The sequence below is a fragment of the Variovorax guangxiensis genome (assembly GCF_003952165.1).
Taxonomy (GTDB): domain Bacteria; phylum Pseudomonadota; class Gammaproteobacteria; order Burkholderiales; family Burkholderiaceae_C; genus Variovorax; species Variovorax guangxiensis.
The window spans coordinates 133,633-149,642 of sequence record NZ_RXFT01000016.1; the positions used below are offsets into that span (position 1 = coordinate 133,633).

A 16,010-nucleotide genomic window follows, 5' to 3' on the forward strand; every position below is an offset into this window, starting at 1 on the left:
TCGCGCAACCGGGCCTACTTGCGATGGCTCAGTGCATTGGTCACCAGGCGCGACGTGATGTCGACGATCTGAATCATGCGCTCATACGGCATGCGAGTCGGTCCGATCACGCCGAGCGTACCCACGACTTCCCCGTCGACCTCGTAGTTGGCGCTGACGATGGAGAGCTCCTCGAACGGCACCACCTGGCTCTCGCCGCCGATGAAGATGCGCACGCCCTCGGCCTTGCTGGATACGTCGAGCAGTCGCATCAGCTGGGCCTTCTGCTCGAAGAGTTCGAAGGCGCGGCGCAGCTGCCCCATGTCACTGGAGAAGTCGCTCACCGCCAGCAGGTTGCGCTCGCCGGAGATGACGACGTCGTCCTCCTGCGCCTCGGTCAGCACTTCCGAGCTGACCTGCACCGCCGCCTGCATCAGGGTGGCGATCTCGCCGCGCAGCTTTTCTATCTCGGACTGCAGCCGGTCGCGCACCTGCTCGATGGTCAGCCCCGCATAGTTCGCGTTGATGTAGTTCGAGGCCTCGACCAGCTGCGACTGCGAGTAGTCGGCCTCCGGAAAGATCACCCGGTTCTGCACGTCGCCGTCGGGCGAGACGATGATCACCAGCAGTCGCTTCTCCGACAGCCGCAGGAACTCGATCTGCTTGAACACCGACGCGCGCCGCGGCGCCATCACCACGCCCACGAACTGCGACATGTTCGACAGCAGGTGCGCCGCATTGGCGATCACCTTCTGCGGCTGGTCGGGCGCGAGGCTGGGCGCGGTCATCTGCTCGCGCTGTGCCGTCAGCATGGTGTCGACGAAGAGGCGATAGCCGCGGTGCGTGGGAATGCGTCCGGCCGAAGTGTGCGGGCTGGCGATCAGCCCCAGCGCCTCCAGGTCGGACATGACGTTGCGGATGGTCGCCGGCGACAGATCGAGCCCCGAGGAGCGCGACAACGTACGCGACCCGACGGGCTGCCCATCGGCTATGTAGCGCTCGACGAGCGTCTTGAGCAGCAACTTGGCACGGTCGTCCAGCATTGCAAGATTTTAGTGTTGTAATTTGTGAGATATGACCTCACGCTTTCGTCACGTCGCCCTGATCGGCAAATACCAGGCTTCCGGCGCCCGGGCGCAGGCGGATGCGCGCGACAGCGTCATGGAAGGCATCGGCGCCTTTCTGGAATCGCAGGGTTGCACGGTCTATGTCGAGCGGCCGACGTGCGAGGAAGCCGATGCCGGCGCCCCCGCCCATCCGCGCTACGCCGCCCTCACCGTCGAGGAAATCGGCCAGCGCTGCGACCTCGGCCTGGTGGTCGGCGGCGACGGCACCATGCTGGGCATCGGCCGGCAGCTCGCGAGCTACGGCATTCCGCTGATCGGCATCAACCGCGGCCGGCTGGGCTTCATCACCGACATCCCGCTCGACAACTACCAGGCCACGCTGATTCCGATGCTGGCCGGCGAGTACGAGGAAGACCACCGCAGCCTGATGCAGGCCAAGGTCGTGCGCGACGGCGCCTCGGTGTTCGATGCCTTCGCCATGAACGACGTGGTCGTCAACCGCGGCGCCACCTCCGGAATGGTCGAGCTGCGCGTGTCGGTGGGCCGTCATTTCGTGGCCAACCAGCGCGCCGACGGCCTGATCATCGCCACGCCCACGGGCTCGACCGCCTATGCGCTGTCGGCCGGCGGCCCGCTGCTGCACCCCGCGGTGCCGGGCTGGGTGCTGGTACCGATCGCGCCGCACACGCTTTCCAACCGGCCCGTGCTGCTGCCCGATGCCGACGAGATCGTCATCGAACTGGTCGGCGGACGCGACGCCAGCGCCAATTTCGACATGCAGTCGCTCGCCTCGCTCGCCATCGGCGACCGCGTAGTGGTGCGCCGCTCCGATTTCCGCGTGCGCTTCCTGCACCCGCGCGGCTGGAGCTATTTCGACACGCTGCGCAAGAAACTTCATTGGAACGAGGGAGGCTCCTGAATGAAGCACACCCCCAGGCTGCGCGCACTTCGTGTCGCTTCGCCAGCCCCCTTGCAGGGGGCAACACCGGCGGCCCGGCAAAGCCGGTTCCGCGGTGTTTCACAGCTCGAACCCTACAAATTCGCACAACGCCCCCTGCCCGGAACCTGGAGGAACAACTGAGATGGCATTGCGACGCATCGCACTGCGCGACTTCGTGATCGTGCGATCACTCGAACTCGACCTGTCCGGCGGCTTCACCGTGCTGACCGGTGAAACAGGCGCGGGCAAATCCATCCTGATCGACGCGCTGCAACTGGCGCTGGGCAACCGGGCCGATGCCGGCGCGGTGCGCGAAGGCGCCGAGCGCCTGGACGTGAGCGCCGAATTCGACGCCGATCCGGCCCTGGACAGCTGGCTCGACGAAGGCGGCTTCGAGCGCGGTGACGCACTGCTGCTGCGCCGCACCGTCGACCTGCAGGGCCGCAGCCGAGGCTGGATCAACGGCAGCCCCGCCACCGCCACGCAACTGCGCGAACTGGGTGATCGCCTGCTCGACATCCACGGCCAGCACGCCTGGCAGAGCCTGACGCGGCCCGAGGCGGTGCGCGGCCTGCTCGACGCCTACGCGGGCGCGCGCACCGACGCGCTGGACGCCGCATGGCAGGCCTGGCGGCAGGCGCTCTCCACGCTCGAACACGCCCGCTCGGCGCAGGACTCGCTGCAGCGCGAACGCGAGCGGCTGCAATGGCAGATTTCCGAAGTCGCCAAGCTCGCACCGGGCGCCGACGAGTGGGAAGAGCTCTCCACCAATCACTCGCGCATCTCCAACGCGCAGGCGCTGATCGACGCGGCCCAGGGCGCCAGCCAGGCGCTGGAAGACGACGACAACGGCGCCCTCTCCGCGCTGCAGCGCGCGGCCACGCTGCTGCAGAACTGCGAGCACATCGAGCCCGAGTTCCGCGCGCTGGGCGAAGTGCTCGCCTCGTGCGTGGCCCAGGCCTCCGACGCCGCTCACACGCTGCACGGCTACCTGCGCGATGCCGACACCGATCCGCAGAGCCTCGCCGAGCTCGACGAGCGCATGGGCCTGTGGATGTCGCTCGCGCGCCGCTACAAGCGCCCGCCGGCCGAGCTGCCGGCGCTGCTGGCCGGCTGGCAGGCCGAGCTGCAGGCGCTCGACGCCCAAAGCGATCTCGAAGGCCTGGAGCGTGCCGAAGAGGCCGCGCAGCAGGCCTACATGAAGGAAGCCAAGGCGCTGGGCAAGATCCGCAAGCAGGCGGCACCCCGCCTCTCGCAGGCCGTCACCGACGCGATGCAGGGCCTGGGCATGCAGGGCGGGCGCTTCGAGGTCGAGCTGCAGCCGCTCGCGCAGCCGGGCCGCGCCGGCCTCGAAGAGGTGGCCTTCCTCGTGGCGGGCCACACCGGCAGCACGCCGCGCACCATCGGCAAGGTGGCTTCGGGCGGCGAGCTTTCGCGCATCGCGCTGGCCATTGCGGTCACCACCAGCCAGCTCGGCGCGGCGCAGACGCTGATCTTCGACGAGGTCGATTCCGGCGTGGGCGGCGCGGTCGCCGAGACCGTCGGCCGACTGATGAAGCAACTCGGCCGCGACCGCCAGGTGCTCGCCGTGACCCACCTGCCGCAGGTGGCAGCCTGCGCCGACCATCACCTGGTGGTGGCCAAGCGCCAGACAGCGGCCACCGGCGGCGACGGACCGCGCACCGAGAGCGGCGTATCTCGCCTCGACGACGACAACCGCGCCAGGGAAATCGCCCGCATGCTGGGCGGCGAAAAAGTCTCGCAGACCTCGCTCGCGCACGCGCGCGAGATGCTCGGCCACAAGACCTCGGCGACGGTGCAATGAGCCTCGACCTCGTGCTCATCACGGGCATGTCGGGCTCCGGCAAGTCGGTCGCCCTGCATGCGCTGGAAGACGCGGGCTACTACTGCGTCGACAACCTGCCGCCCGAGCTGCTGACCTCGTTCATCGCGCTGCAGCACGAGCAGCAGGCCACGCGGGTGGCGATTGCCATGGACGTGCGCAGCGGCGTCTCGCTGCCCATCGTTCCACAGCAGCTCGAGGCGCTGCGCCGCGACGGCGGAATATCGCTGCGCTCGCTGTTCCTCGACGCAACCACCGACGCCCTGCTGCGCCGCTATTCGGAAACCCGTCGTCGCCATCCGCTCTCGCGCCAGGAAGGCCGCACCGACGTGCCCGAGCAGCATCGCGTGCTGACCCAGGCCATCGAGCTCGAACGCGAACTGCTGGCCGACCTTCGCGACGGCGCCGACGTGATCGACACCAGCCTGATCCGGCCGGCGCAGCTGCAGAGCTACATCAAGTCGCTGATCTCCGCGCCGCAGACGCCGCTCACGCTGGTGTTCGAATCCTTCGCCTTCAAGCGCGGCGTGCCGCTGGATGCCGACTACGTGTTCGACGTGCGCATGCTGCCCAACCCGCACTACGTGCCCGCGCTGCGCCCGCTCACCGGCCGCGACGAGCCGGTGATCGAATGGCTGCGCGAGCACGACGACGTGGCGCGCATGTACGACGACATCGAGCAGTTCCTGGCGCACTGGCTCGACGCGCTGGCGCGCGACCATCGCAGCTACGTGACGGTGGCCATCGGGTGCACCGGCGGGCAGCACCGCTCGGTGTTCCTGGTCGAGCAACTGGCGCGTTCGTTCGGCGCGCGCTGGGGTGCGCTGAAGCGGCACCGCGAACTCGACGCGGGCTGACCAGCCAGGGGCGGGTTGGCTGGCTGGCTAAGCCTCGCCGCCTTCCAGCAGCTTGCGCATCGGAGCCGGCAGGCCCAGCCGGCTCCATTCATCCGCTTCGAACCAGCGCGCGGCCTCGCCCTGTGGCTGGCCGCCGTCGATCCGCACAGGGTGCAGGTGCAGGTCCTTGTGGGTCAGCACGTGCACGAAGGCCGGCAAGTCATGCACTCCGCGCCTTGCGGCCGGCAAGGCAGCAAGAAGTTCTTCGCGGCTGTCGAACACCGGCAGGCAGTAGAGCCCGGCCCAGATGCCCTTCGCCGGCCGCTTCTCCAGCCACACGCGCCCTTGCTCATCGCGCGCCAGCAGCAGCCACAGCGACTGCGCGCTGCGCTTGAGCTTGCGCGTCTTGACCGGGTAACGCTCCGGCGCGCCTTCGCGCAAGGCCACGCAACTCTTCTGCACAGGGCAGATCATGCAGCTCGGCTTGCGCGGCAGGCAGACCGTGGCGCCCATGTCCATCACGCCCTGCGTGTAGGACGCGATGGCTTCCTTATCGTTCGCAGGCGGGAGCAGTTGCGTCGCCAGATCCCACAGCGCGCGCTCCTGCGCCGCCGAGGACATGTCGCCCGCGAAGCCGAGCACGCGCGTGAGCACGCGCTTGACGTTGCCGTCGAGGATCGCCACTCGCTCGCCGAAGCAGAAGGCCGCGATGGCCGCCGAGGTGGAGCGCCCGATGCCCGGCAGCGTGACCAGTTCTGCAGCCGTGCGCGGAAACTCCCCGCCGAATCGCGCGACGACTTCCTGCGCGCAGCGGTGCATGTTGCGCGCGCGGCTGTAGTAGCCCAGCCCGCTCCACAGGCCGAACACCTCGTCCTCGGTGCCCGCGGCGAGAGCCTTCACGTCGGGAAAGCGTTCGAGAAAGCGCGCGAAATAACCGAGCACCGTCGACACCTGCGTCTGCTGCAGCATCACTTCCGACAGCCACACGCGATACGGGTCGCGCGTGTTCTGCCACGGCAGCTGGCTGCGCCCGTGGCTGCGCTGCCAGTTCACGATCTGCGCGGCGAAATCCGGAGGCAATGGCTGGGTCGCGGTCGCCGCCTTGGAGGCGGTTTTCTCAGGCCGCACGCAGCTCGCCGATGGTGGCCGCGGGCTGCGGCTTTCCGTGCTGCGCGATCAGCGAAGTGAACTCGCGCAGCTGCACATGGAGTTCGGTGAGGTTGCTCTCCTGCGCGGCCAGCTCGACCAGCCGCTCGTCGAGGCTGCCCGCCGCGCTCTGGATGCGCTCGATCGCCTCGATGCGCTTGCTGAAGTTGCGGCGGCGCTCCTTGAGCTGCGCATCGATCTGCGCGCTCGCGCCCTTGCTCCAGCGCTCGACCTCGGTCATGGCCGCCTCGTTCACCAGCCGCAGCCGGCTGGCGAGCGCGCGCACCAGCTTGTCGCAGAAATCGGCCTGCGCGAGCTTCAGCAGGTTGCCCACGCCCAAGTAGTGGATGTGGCTGCGCTCGATCTGCGCGAGCTCCTGCTCGAAGCCGGTGAGGTCGGGCTCGGCCGGCGCCTGCAGGGTGAAGCCCTGCTCGGCGTTGAGCTGGCGGAAGGTGGCGTGCAGCATCGACTGGATCTCGGCCGTGGTCGCCTGCACCTCGCGCAGGTTGTTGCGCAGCGAGTCGAAAGTCTCGGCGTACACCTTGCGCACGTTGAACTTGACGCCGGGGCGCTTGAGCGCGGCCGACAGCTTCACCATGTCGGCCTTCAGCGCGGTGCGCCCGAGCACGGCATACACCTCGCGCAGCAGCTTGCCCTGCACCGATCGCAGCGCCAGGATGCGCGTGTTGCTGCCCTCGAACTCGGCATGCTCCTGGTCGATGCGCGCGCGCATGTGGCGGATCACCGAAACGTTCTTGCCGCGCAGGCCCTGCAGTTCGAGCGCCTGCTCCGCCAGGTCGCGCTGGCGCACCTTCAGGATGCGCTCGGCCTCGGCGCGCAGCGCGGTCATGCCCGCATCGACCGCGAGCCGCAGCATGGTTTCGCGCTTGCCCAGCACGCCTTCGGCCAGCAGCGTTTCGAGCGCCGGCAGGCGGCTGGCCTGCAGCAGCTGGCCGTCGTGCTGGATCTTGGCCTGCAGGCCCTTCTGCGCCGACACGGGCAGCACTTGCGCCAGCGGCACCTCGAGCAGTCGGGCCGCGCCTTCGCGCTGGCGCTCGATCTGCTGCTCGATCTGCGCGGGCGTGCTGAGCGTGTCCCACATGGTGTCGATCTTGTTGAGCACCACGAAGCGCGTGTCGTTGCTTTCGTCCTCGGTGATCAGGTGCTCGCGCCAGATGGAAAGGTCGGAGCGGGTCACGCCGGTTTCGGCGCCGAGGATGAAGACCACCGCGTGCGCCTGCGGGATCAGGCTCACTGTCAGTTCGGGTTCTGCGCCGATCGCGTTCAGGCCCGGCGTGTCCAGAATTACCAGCCCCTGCTCCAGCAGCGGATGCGGCATGTTCAACACCGCATGGCGCCAGCGCGGAATCTCGACGCGGCCTTCGGCGTCCTGCACCGGGTTGTCGTCGGGCGTCTCGTCGTTCCAGAAGCCCAGCGTGCGGGCTTCGTCCTTGCTTACCCAGCGCACCTCGGCCACCTTGCCCATGGCCTGCGCCAGGTGCTCGGCGTTGCCCACGTCGATGGCGATCTCGGTCCAGCGCGTGGGCTTGTCGCGCCAGTGGGCCAGCGAATGGGGCTCCAGCCGGGTCTCGATGGGCAGCAGCCGCAGCTTGGGCGCGATCGCGGCGTCGTAGCCCAGCTCGGTCGGGCACATCGTGGTGCGGCCGGCGCTGGCGGGCATGATGCGCCGCCCGTAGCCGGCGAAGAAGATGGCGTTGATCAGCTCCGACTTGCCGCGCGAGAACTCGGCGACGAAGGCGACCATGACCTTGCTGGTGCGGATCTGCGTTTCCAGCCCGCGCAGGCGCTCCGCCACCGCCTGGTCGAGCAGCTCGTTCTCGGTCAGCCAGCGGGACAGCCACTGCAGCCGGTGGGCGAAGTTGCTCCGCCATGCACCGTGCTGATCGAGTTGTTGATTGAAGGAGCGGCTCAAGGGGAATGTGTAAGAAACAATTTACAAATATACATCGGCGGACATGCCACCGTCGTTTCTGGATTGTTTCTATTTTTCTGTTCCATCCCGCGAGCCCGCGCCTACTTCTGGCAATTGGGGCAGTAATAGGTGGAGCGCTGCCCCTGCCGCAGCAGCCGAATCGGCGTTGCACAAACCCGACAGGGCTCGCCCGCGCGGCCATAGACGGTCGCCTCGAGCTGGAAGTAGCCGTTCTGCCCGTCGATGTTGGAGAAATCTCGCAGCGTGCTGCCGCCCTTCTCCACCGCCCGCGCCAGGATCTCGCGCACCGCCGCGTGCAGCCTTGCCGCGCGCGGGCGGCTGATGCGAGCCGCCGACAGCGTCGGCCGGATGCCCGCCTGGAACAGCGCCTCCGACGCGTAGATGTTGCCGACGCCCACGACCACGTCACCTGCCAGCAGCACCTGCTTGACCGCCGTCTTCCGCTTTTTCAGGCCGGCATGGAAGGCGTCGAGGTCGAAGCCTTCGTCGAGCGGCTCCATGCCCAGTCCACCCAACAGCTTGATGGCCCATGGAGCGGATTCGTCTTCCACGTAAACAACTGCACCGAAGCGGCGCGGGTCGTTGAGCCTCAGCGTGCCCCGGTCGGTAACAAGATCGAAGTGATCGTGCGGTCCGGGCGGCGGCAGCGCGGCATCGAAGCGCAGGCTGCCCGACATGCCCAGATGCAGCAGCAGGATGCCGCGATCGAGATCGATCAGCAGGTACTTGCCGCGCCGGCGCACCTGGCGCACCTGCCGGCCGACCAGCGCCTCGGGCAACACCATCAGCGCCCATCGCAGCGGCTTGCCGATGCGCACCGACTCGATGCGGCCGCCCGCGATGCGGTCCGCAAACCCTCGGCGGGTGACTTCGACTTCGGGTAGCTCGGGCATGAAAGGTAAATCTTCGGCAAACGCCCGCGGCGGCGAAGCCCCACGGCGATGCTCGTACAAAAGGCTGGATTATTATGGTTGCATGAACCTTTCGCCCCGCCGACACCGCCTTGCGGCGGCCGCGTCTCTCGCCTTGATGGCTTGCGCCGTCAATGCGCAATCTTCCGATCCCGCAGCCCCTTTCAGCCCCACACCTGTCATCGAACGGCCGGCGCAGTCGAGGCCCATAGTCAGGCCGCGACCGGCCGCAGCCAAGGAAGCAGCCGAACCCGCGCCGCTGCAGTCCGCGCTGACGGCGGACCTGTTCTACGAGATCCTGATGGGCGAAATGACCGCCCGTTCCGGCGACCCCGGCTCCGGCTATGCGCTCGTGCTCGATGCGGCCCGCCGGCTGCGCGACGGCAAGCTGTTCCAGCGCGCGGTCGAGATCGCGCTGCAGTCGCGCTCCGGCGACGCGGCGCTCGCCGCGGCACGCGCCTGGCAGGAAACCCTGCCGAATTCGCGCGACGCGCGCCGCATCGAGTTGCAGATCCTGATCGCGCTGAACCGCATCAGCGAAACCGTCGAGCCGCTGCGCGCCGAGGTGGCGGCCACCTCGCAGATCGAGCGCCCGCTGCTGATGGCCGTGATCGCGCGCAACTACTCGCGCGCATCGGACAAGAAGCTGGCCGCCTCGGTGGTCGAGCAGGCGCTGGTCGACGAGCTGAAGAGCCCCACCACCGGCGGGCTTGCCTGGGCCACGGTCGGCCGGCTGCGCCTGAACGCGGGCGATGCCTCGGGCGCGCTGGAAGCCGCGCGCAAGGGCCAGGAGATCGACCCAGCCTCCGAAGCCCCCGCCGCGCTGGCGCTCGAGATGATCGACCCGGGCCAGCCGCTGGCCGAGCCGATCGTCACGCGCTTCCTGAACAGCAACCCGAAGGCCTCGGCCGAGCTGCGCGTGGCCTACGCCCGCGTGCTGGTCGAGAGCCGCCGCTACAGCGACGCCTCCGCGCAGCTGCAGACGCTGGCCACCTCGCGCCCCGAACTCGCCGAGCCCTGGCTGCTGCTGGGCAGCCTGCAGATGCAGGCGCGGCAGGACGCCGCGGCCGAAGCCTCGATCAAGCGTTTCATCGAGCTGTCGGGCAATCCGAAGAGCGGCGCCGGCAACAAGGATGCCGACGACGCCACCGACCGCAAGCGCGGCATCTCGCAGGCCTACTTCGCGCTGTCGCAGCTGGCCGAGCGGCGCAAGGACTATGCGGCCGCCGAACGCTGGCTCTCGCGCATCGACGGCGCCGACGAGCTGGTGGCCGCGCAGACCCGCCGCGCGACGCTGCTGGCGCGCCAGGGCAAGCTGCCGCAGGCACGCGAGATCATCCGGGGCCTGCCCGAGCGCACGGCCGACGACAAGAAGCAGAAGTTCCTCGCCGAAGTGCAACTGCTGCGCGACGCGAAGCAGTACCAGGCGGCCTACGACATGCTCGCGCAGGCTTCGGCGGCATCGCCGGACGACGGCGACCTCGTCTACGACCAGGCCATGGTCGCCGAGAAGCTCAACCGTCTCGACGACATGGAGCGCCTGCTGCGCCGCCTCATCGAGCTCAAGCCCGAGAACCAGAACGCATACAACGCGCTGGGCTATTCGCTGGCCGATCGCAAGATCAGGCTCGAGGAGGCACGCACGCTGATCCAGAAGGCGGTGCAGCTGGCGCCGGAAGACCCATTCATCGCCGACAGCCTGGGCTGGGTCGAATTCCGGCTCGGCAACACGGCGGAGGCCATCCGCATCCTCGAGGCGGCCTACAAGACGCGGCCCGACCCCGAGATCGGCGCGCACTTCGGCGAAGTCCTGTGGACCTCCGGCCAGAAGGACCGCGCGGTCACGATCTGGAAGGAAGCCCTGCTGAGCGACGCCGAGAACGAAACGCTGCAGGAAACGCTCAAGCGCCTGCGAGTGAAGCCCTGACATGGCGCAGGCAGAGGCATTCGCGCCGGTGCAGGGCGGCCGTCGCGCTTTTCTGGCGGTAGGCGGGGCGGCGGCCCTGCTGGTTACCGGTTGCGCGCAGCTGTCCGGCGGTTCGTCGGCACCGAAGCCGACGGACAGCTGGAGTGGACGCATGTCGCTGCGCATCGAGAGCGAGCCGGTGCAGACCTTCGCGGCACTGTTCGAACTTCGCGGCTCGGCCGAGGCGGGCGACCTGACGCTCACGACACCCATCGGCAGCACCCTGGCCCAGTTGCATTGGGCGCCGGGCGAAGCGCTGCTGAAGGACGGCAACCGGACACGCCGGTTCGACTCGGTCGATGAGCTCATCGAGGCGGCTACCGGCGCGGCCATTCCGGTCGGAGCTCTTTTCGGCTGGCTGGCGGGCCGCAACGAACCCGTGCCCGGCTGGAAGCCCGATCTCGCGCAGCTCGGCAGCGGACGACTGCAGGCGGTGCGCGAGTCGCCGAGTCCGAGGGCCGATCTGCGCATCGTGTTCGAGCGGTCATGAAGGCGATCTACGACCTCCCCGCGCCGGCCAAGCTCAATCTCTTTCTCCACATCACCGGCAGGCGCGACGACGGGTATCACCTGCTGCAGTCGGTGTTCATGCTGATCGACTGGTGCGACACGCTGCACGTCGAACTGCGGCGCGATGGCCAGCTCAGCCGGGAGGATCTGACGACGGAGCTGCCGGCGGACGACCTGATCCTGCGTGCCGCGCGTGCGTTGCAGCCCTTCGCCGCGCCAGGCCAGGGTGCGCACATCGGCGTCGCCAAGCATGTGCCGGCGCAGGCGGGGATGGGTGGTGGCTCGTCGGATGCCGCCTCCTGCCTGCTCGCGCTGAACCGCCTGTGGGGCCTGAACCTGCCGTTGTCGCGGCTGGCCCACATCGGCCTGAAGCTGGGCGCCGACGTGCCTTTCTTCCTCGGCGGGCGCAACGCGTGGGTGGAAGGCATCGGGGAGGAAATCACACCGGTTACACTCCCTTCCGCGCGCTTCGTGGTGGTCAAACCACCCGAAGGACTCGATACCCGATTAATTTTTTCGGATTCGAACCTTCAACGTGCCACGCCTGTTGCTATAATCTCAGGCTTTGCTGCAGACAGCGAATCGTCGGAAGCGACAAACTTGGGAAACCGGGTTTTCGAGTTCGGCCACAACGACCTGCAGCCGGTTGCCCAGCGACTTTGTCCCGCGGTCACCGACGCCATCGAATGGCTCGGTACCCAAGGATTGAAGGCACGGATGACCGGCTCCGGAAGTTCGGTGTTCGCGAAGCTGCCGCAATCGCCGCAGGAAGCGGAACTGCTCGAGGCCCCTGAAGGCTGGCAGGTTCGTCAATGCAGCAACCTGGAAGTTCATCCACTCTGGGGATGGGCAACCTGAAGATAATCGGATCGTTCGTTCGGTTCGATGCGACATATATCGGTTGATGGCGAAAGCCGTCGACCCGTGTAGGGGAGTCGCCAAGCTGGTTAAGGCACTGGATTTTGATTCCAGCATGCAAAGGTTCGAATCCTTTCTCCCCTGCCAAATCTTCACGACTGCGGCCCGAGGGCCGCAGTCTTCATTTGCAGCCCACCCGCTGCAATAATCGGCGGCTCACCGGCCGCCATGCATACGAACCTTTTGGCGGCTTCCTAAGCCCACTTGCACTGCCGGGACGCGCTCATGCAGGCTAATCACCCTGATTTCATGGTTTTCACCGGCAATGCCAATCCGGGCCTTGCCGCAGAAATCGCGCACAACCTCGGCACCTCGCTGGGCGCTGCCCGCGTGGGCCGCTTCTCCGACGGCGAAGTCACTGTCGAGATCAACCAGAACGTCCGCGCGCGCGACGTGTTCGTGGTGCAGTCGACCTGCGCTCCGACGAACGAAAACCTGATGGAACTGCTGATCATGGTCGACGCGCTCAAGCGCGCTTCGGCCGAACGCATCAGCGCCGTGATCCCCTACTTCGGCTATGCCCGCCAGGACCGCCGCCCGCGCTCGAGCCGCGTGCCGATCTCGGCGAAGGTCGTGGCCAACCTGCTGGAAACCGTCGGTGTCGAGCGCGTGCTCACCATGGACCTGCACGCCGACCAGATCCAGGGCTTCTTCGACATTCCCGTCGACAACATCTACGCCTCGCCGGTGCTGCTGGGCGACCTGCGCGCCAAGAACTACGAAGACCTGATCGTGGTCTCGCCAGACGTCGGCGGCGTGGTTCGCGCCCGCGCGCTGGCCAAGCAACTGAACTGCGACCTCGCCATCATCGACAAGCGCCGCCCGAAGGCCAACGTCAGCGAAGTCATGAACGTGATCGGCGAGATCGACGGCCGCAACTGCGTGATCATGGACGACATGATCGACACCGCCGGCACGCTGGTCAAAGCGGCGGAGGTGCTCAAGGAGCGCGGCGCCAAGAGCGTGTACGCCTACTGCACGCACCCGATCTTCTCGGGCCCGGCCATCGAGCGCATCACCAAGGGCTCGGCCCTCGACGAAGTGGTCGTGACCAACACCATCCCCCTCTCCGACGGCGCCAATGCCTGCGGAAAGATCCGCCAGCTCTCCGTGGCACCGCTGATCGCCGAAACGATCCAGCGCATTGCCAAGGGCGAGTCGGTGATGAGTTTGTTCTCGGATCAGGACAACCTGTTCTGACCTGGGCAAAGAGCGGGCTTCACCCCTGAAGCCTTTTTGAACCGGAGTCGCACTGGTCGCGGTGGACTCTTACAGGAGCTAGTTATGAAATTCGTCGCTTTTGAGCGCGCAAAGCAGGGCACGGGTGCGAGCCGCCGTCTCCGCATCACGGGCAAGACCCCCGGCATCGTCTACGGCGGTGGCGCCGAGCCCCAACTGATCGAGCTCGATCACAACGCACTGTGGCACGCCCTGAAGAAGGAAGCCTTCCACTCCAGCGTTCTCGAGATGGAACTGGGCGGCAACGTCAGCAAGGTTCTGCTGCGTGACGTGCAATACCACCCCTTCCGCCAGTTGGTGCAGCACATCGACTTCCAGCGCGTGGACGCCAAGACCCGCATGACCCTGAAGGTGCCCGTGCACTTCAAGGGCGAGGAAGAGTCCGACGCCGTCAAGCTCGACCACAACCTGGTCAACCACGTCACGACCGAACTGGAAGTGAACTGCCTGCCGACCGACCTGCCCGAGTTCATCGAAGTCGACCTGTCGGGCCTGAAGAAGAACGGCACCGTCACGCTGAAGGACATCAAGCTGCCCCGCGGCGTGAAGTGGGTCAGCCACGGCAAGGCCAACCCGGTGCTGGCTTCGGCCGTGACCCCGGCTGCCGAAGAAGAAGCTCCCGCCGAAGGCGCAGCAGCTGCCGACGCAGCAGCCGCTCCGGCAGGCAAGGGTGGCAAGGCCGCGGCCAAGACGCCCGCTGCCAAGGCACCTGCCAAGAAGTAATCCGCTTCTTCGCACTCGTTGCTTCCCGATGAAGGCCCGCCTCGTGCGGGCCTTTTTGCTTTTACGGCGACCGGATAATCCACGACCATGATCAAGCTGTTTGTCGGCCTCGGAAACCCGGGCCCCGAGTACGAAGCCACGCGGCACAACGCCGGCTTCTGGTGGATCGACGCCCTCGCGCGTGAATGGAAGCTCAACCTCGTGCCCGAGCGCAGCTATCACGGCCTCGCCGCGCGCACGAACATCGGCGGCCAGAGCATCTGGCTGCTGGAGCCGCAGACCTTCATGAACCTGTCGGGCAAGTCGGTGGCCGCCCTGGCGCGCTTCTTCAAGATCGCGCCCGAGGAAATCCTTGTGGTGCACGACGAGCTCGACGTGGTCCCTGGCCAGGTCAAGCTCAAGTTCGGCGGCAGCCATGCCGGCCACAACGGACTGCGCGACATCCACGCGCAACTGGGCACCGGCGACTACTGGCGGCTGCGCCTGGGCATCGGCCACCCCGGCGTGAAGTCGGAGGTCGTCAACTGGGTGCTCAAGAAGCCACTCAAGGAACAGCGCGAAGCGATCGAGGACGCCATCACCCGCACGCTGCACGCGATTCCCGCGCTGGTGGCGGGCGAGATGGAAAAGGCGACCCTGGTCATTCACACGAGCAAACCGCCCCGGCCCAAGCCGCCGCGGAGGGAGCCCGGCGAAGGGGGCACGCCTGCCGCCACCTAGCCGGCCATTGAAGTGCAGGAGGGAGGGAAATAAAAAATGAGGGAAAAAAAAGAGAAGAACGGAAAGACGGTTTCGAAAACCGCAATCGCTATCTTTTCAATAGCAGCCGGCATCTGCTCCGCAGGCGCTGCCGCCCAAGGGGCGAACACCTGGCGCTGCGGCAATACCTATTCCGACCAACCCTGTGAAGGCGGCAGGACGGTGAAGGTGGACGACCGCCGCAGCGACGAAGACCGCCGCGCCGCCGATGCCGGCACCCGCAGCGCCCAGACCCAGGCCGACCGCATGGAGCGCAACCGCCTGTCGCTGGAAAAGGCCGCTCATGACCGCGACCAGCGCGCCGCGCGGGAGGCAAGAAGCGCGGCCCTGGCGGAAAGGCGGCTCGCCATGGCCGAGCAGAGGGAGCGCGACCGCGCTCGCAAGGAAGCCAATGCGCCCCGCAAATCGAGCCTGAGCTTCAGCAGCGGCCCAGGCGCCGACGCACCGGAGCGCAAGAAAAAGAAACGGAAATCGGCCGATTAAGCGCCGGACGAAGCTGCTGCTGCAGTCACCTTGATCGCCGTGAGACGCTGGTATTTCTGCATCAGCGTCTCGCGGCTTTCCACATGCTCGGGGTTCACGGGAATACAGGCCACGGGGCAGATCTGCACGCACTGCGGCTCATCGAAATGGCCCACGCACTCGGTGCACTTGTGCGGATCGATCTCGTAGAACGCCTCGCCCATGTAGATCGCGTCGTTCGGGCACTCGGGCTCGCAGACATCGCAATTGATGCATTCGTCGGTGATCATGAGGGCCATGGCCCCGATTATCGCGGCTCGGGCCGGGCCGGCAGCCGGTGAATGACAAAGGCCACATTCGCGGCACATTTGTTGCGGGAGTCAGTTATGCTGCGCCCCGCCCCATGAGTCTGTTCCTAGTCAAGCGCCTCGCCACGCTGATCGGCACCCTGATCGGCGCCTCGGTCATCGTCTTCCTCGTGCTCGAGATCCTGCCCGGCAACGCCGCGCAGATGCTCATGGGCCCCGACGCTTCCCCCGAGGCCGTGGCAGCACTCGCCACCAAGCTCGGCCTCGACCAGCCCGCATGGACGCGCTACTGGCACTGGATCGGCGGCCTGCTCACCGGCAACCTCGGCGACAGCTACGCCTACAGCTCGCCCGTGCTCGACCTCATCCTCGAACGCTTGGCGCTGACGGTGCCCCTGGCCGTGCTCGCCATGGCGCTCACCGTCGTGATCGCCCTGCTCGTGGGCGTC

General features: G+C 67.2%; 16 protein-coding genes and 1 tRNA gene. 12 read left to right on the top strand and 5 right to left on the bottom strand.

Translation table 11 applies throughout. The features are described from left to right. Window positions 1-14: 14 nt before the first annotated feature. Entirely contained in the window at window positions 15-1,022 is a 1,008-nt protein-coding gene (gene hrcA, locus EJP67_RS28265; protein WP_126025053.1) for a heat-inducible transcriptional repressor HrcA, read from the bottom strand. A 31-nt stretch (window positions 1,023-1,053) separates the two neighbouring features. Between hrcA and EJP67_RS28270 the strand changes: the two genes are divergently transcribed. The 3 genes from EJP67_RS28270 to rapZ all read left to right on the top strand — a co-directional run bounded on the left by EJP67_RS28270 (window position 1,054) and on the right by rapZ (window position 4,686). Beyond that, complete coding sequence (locus EJP67_RS28270; RefSeq protein WP_126025054.1) at window positions 1,054-1,965, top strand: NAD kinase; 912 nt, start codon at window positions 1,054-1,056, stop codon at window positions 1,963-1,965. Window positions 1,966-2,128: 163 nt separating this feature from the next. Beyond that, complete coding sequence (gene recN / locus EJP67_RS28280) at window positions 2,129-3,811, top strand: DNA repair protein RecN (RefSeq protein ID WP_126025055.1); 1,683 nt, start codon at window positions 2,129-2,131, stop codon at window positions 3,809-3,811. Beyond that, complete coding sequence (rapZ, locus tag EJP67_RS28285) at window positions 3,808-4,686, top strand: RNase adapter RapZ (RefSeq protein ID WP_126025056.1); 879 nt, start codon at window positions 3,808-3,810, stop codon at window positions 4,684-4,686. The genes recN and rapZ overlap by 4 nt, the downstream gene beginning before the upstream one ends. Window positions 4,687-4,713: 27 nt before the next feature. Here rapZ and mutY read toward each other — a convergent pair whose 3' ends face one another. The 3 genes from mutY to mutM form a co-directional block, all read right to left on the bottom strand. Continuing rightward, window positions 4,714-5,745 (bottom strand): A/G-specific adenine glycosylase, encoded by a 1,032-nt coding sequence (gene mutY, locus EJP67_RS28290; RefSeq protein WP_126025057.1) that lies wholly within the window; start codon window positions 5,743-5,745, stop codon window positions 4,714-4,716. 37 nt (window positions 5,746-5,782) lie between these two features. Next, window positions 5,783-7,744, bottom strand: coding sequence for a dynamin family protein (locus EJP67_RS28295; protein WP_126025058.1), 1,962 nt, complete (start codon window positions 7,742-7,744; stop codon window positions 5,783-5,785). A gap of 101 nt (window positions 7,745-7,845) precedes the next feature. Beyond that, entirely contained in the window at window positions 7,846-8,658 is an 813-nt protein-coding gene (mutM, locus tag EJP67_RS28300) for a bifunctional DNA-formamidopyrimidine glycosylase/DNA-(apurinic or apyrimidinic site) lyase (RefSeq protein ID WP_126025059.1), read from the bottom strand. Window positions 8,659-8,740: 82 nt separating this feature from the next. Between mutM and EJP67_RS28305 the strand changes: the two genes are divergently transcribed. From EJP67_RS28305 to EJP67_RS28340, 8 genes are all read left to right on the top strand, one after another. Then, window positions 8,741-10,603 carry a tetratricopeptide repeat protein gene (locus EJP67_RS28305; RefSeq protein ID WP_126025060.1) on the top strand — a complete coding sequence of 621 codons (1,863 nt, stop codon included), beginning with the start codon at window positions 8,741-8,743 and terminating at the stop codon, window positions 10,601-10,603. 1 nt (window position 10,604) lies between these two features. Beyond that, window positions 10,605-11,132, top strand: coding sequence for a lipoprotein insertase outer membrane protein LolB (locus EJP67_RS28310; RefSeq protein ID WP_126025061.1), 528 nt, complete (start codon window positions 10,605-10,607; stop codon window positions 11,130-11,132). Further along, window positions 11,129-12,010, top strand: coding sequence for a 4-(cytidine 5'-diphospho)-2-C-methyl-D-erythritol kinase (gene ispE, locus EJP67_RS28315; RefSeq protein WP_126025062.1), 882 nt, complete (start codon window positions 11,129-11,131; stop codon window positions 12,008-12,010). Before EJP67_RS28310 ends, ispE begins: the two co-directional genes overlap by 4 nt. Before the next feature lie 70 nt (window positions 12,011-12,080). Beyond that, a tRNA-Gln gene (locus tag EJP67_RS28320) sits at window positions 12,081-12,157 on the top strand. A 138-nt stretch (window positions 12,158-12,295) separates the two neighbouring features. Continuing rightward, complete coding sequence (locus EJP67_RS28325) at window positions 12,296-13,270, top strand: ribose-phosphate pyrophosphokinase (RefSeq protein WP_019656422.1); 975 nt, start codon at window positions 12,296-12,298, stop codon at window positions 13,268-13,270. A gap of 84 nt (window positions 13,271-13,354) precedes the next feature. Further along, a complete protein-coding gene (locus tag EJP67_RS28330; protein ID WP_126025063.1) occupies window positions 13,355-14,032 on the top strand; it encodes a 50S ribosomal protein L25/general stress protein Ctc in 678 nt (225 codons plus the stop codon). A gap of 87 nt (window positions 14,033-14,119) precedes the next feature. Further along, complete coding sequence (gene pth / locus EJP67_RS28335; RefSeq protein ID WP_126025064.1) at window positions 14,120-14,752, top strand: aminoacyl-tRNA hydrolase; 633 nt, start codon at window positions 14,120-14,122, stop codon at window positions 14,750-14,752. A gap of 36 nt (window positions 14,753-14,788) precedes the next feature. Then, window positions 14,789-15,274, top strand: a complete 486-nt coding sequence (locus EJP67_RS28340; protein ID WP_126025065.1) for a hypothetical protein — start codon at window positions 14,789-14,791, stop codon at window positions 15,272-15,274. On the opposite strand, the gene EJP67_RS28345 is transcribed toward EJP67_RS28340, so the two are convergent. Beyond that, window positions 15,271-15,552 carry a YfhL family 4Fe-4S dicluster ferredoxin gene (locus tag EJP67_RS28345; protein ID WP_126025066.1) on the bottom strand — a complete coding sequence of 94 codons (282 nt, stop codon included), beginning with the start codon at window positions 15,550-15,552 and terminating at the stop codon, window positions 15,271-15,273. The genes EJP67_RS28340 and EJP67_RS28345 overlap by 4 nt on opposite strands. A 104-nt stretch (window positions 15,553-15,656) precedes the next feature. Here EJP67_RS28345 and EJP67_RS28350 point away from each other — a divergent pair. After that, window positions 15,657-16,010 (top strand): ABC transporter permease family protein (locus EJP67_RS28350; protein WP_133373064.1); only part of this gene is annotated, 354 nt, incomplete at its 3' end.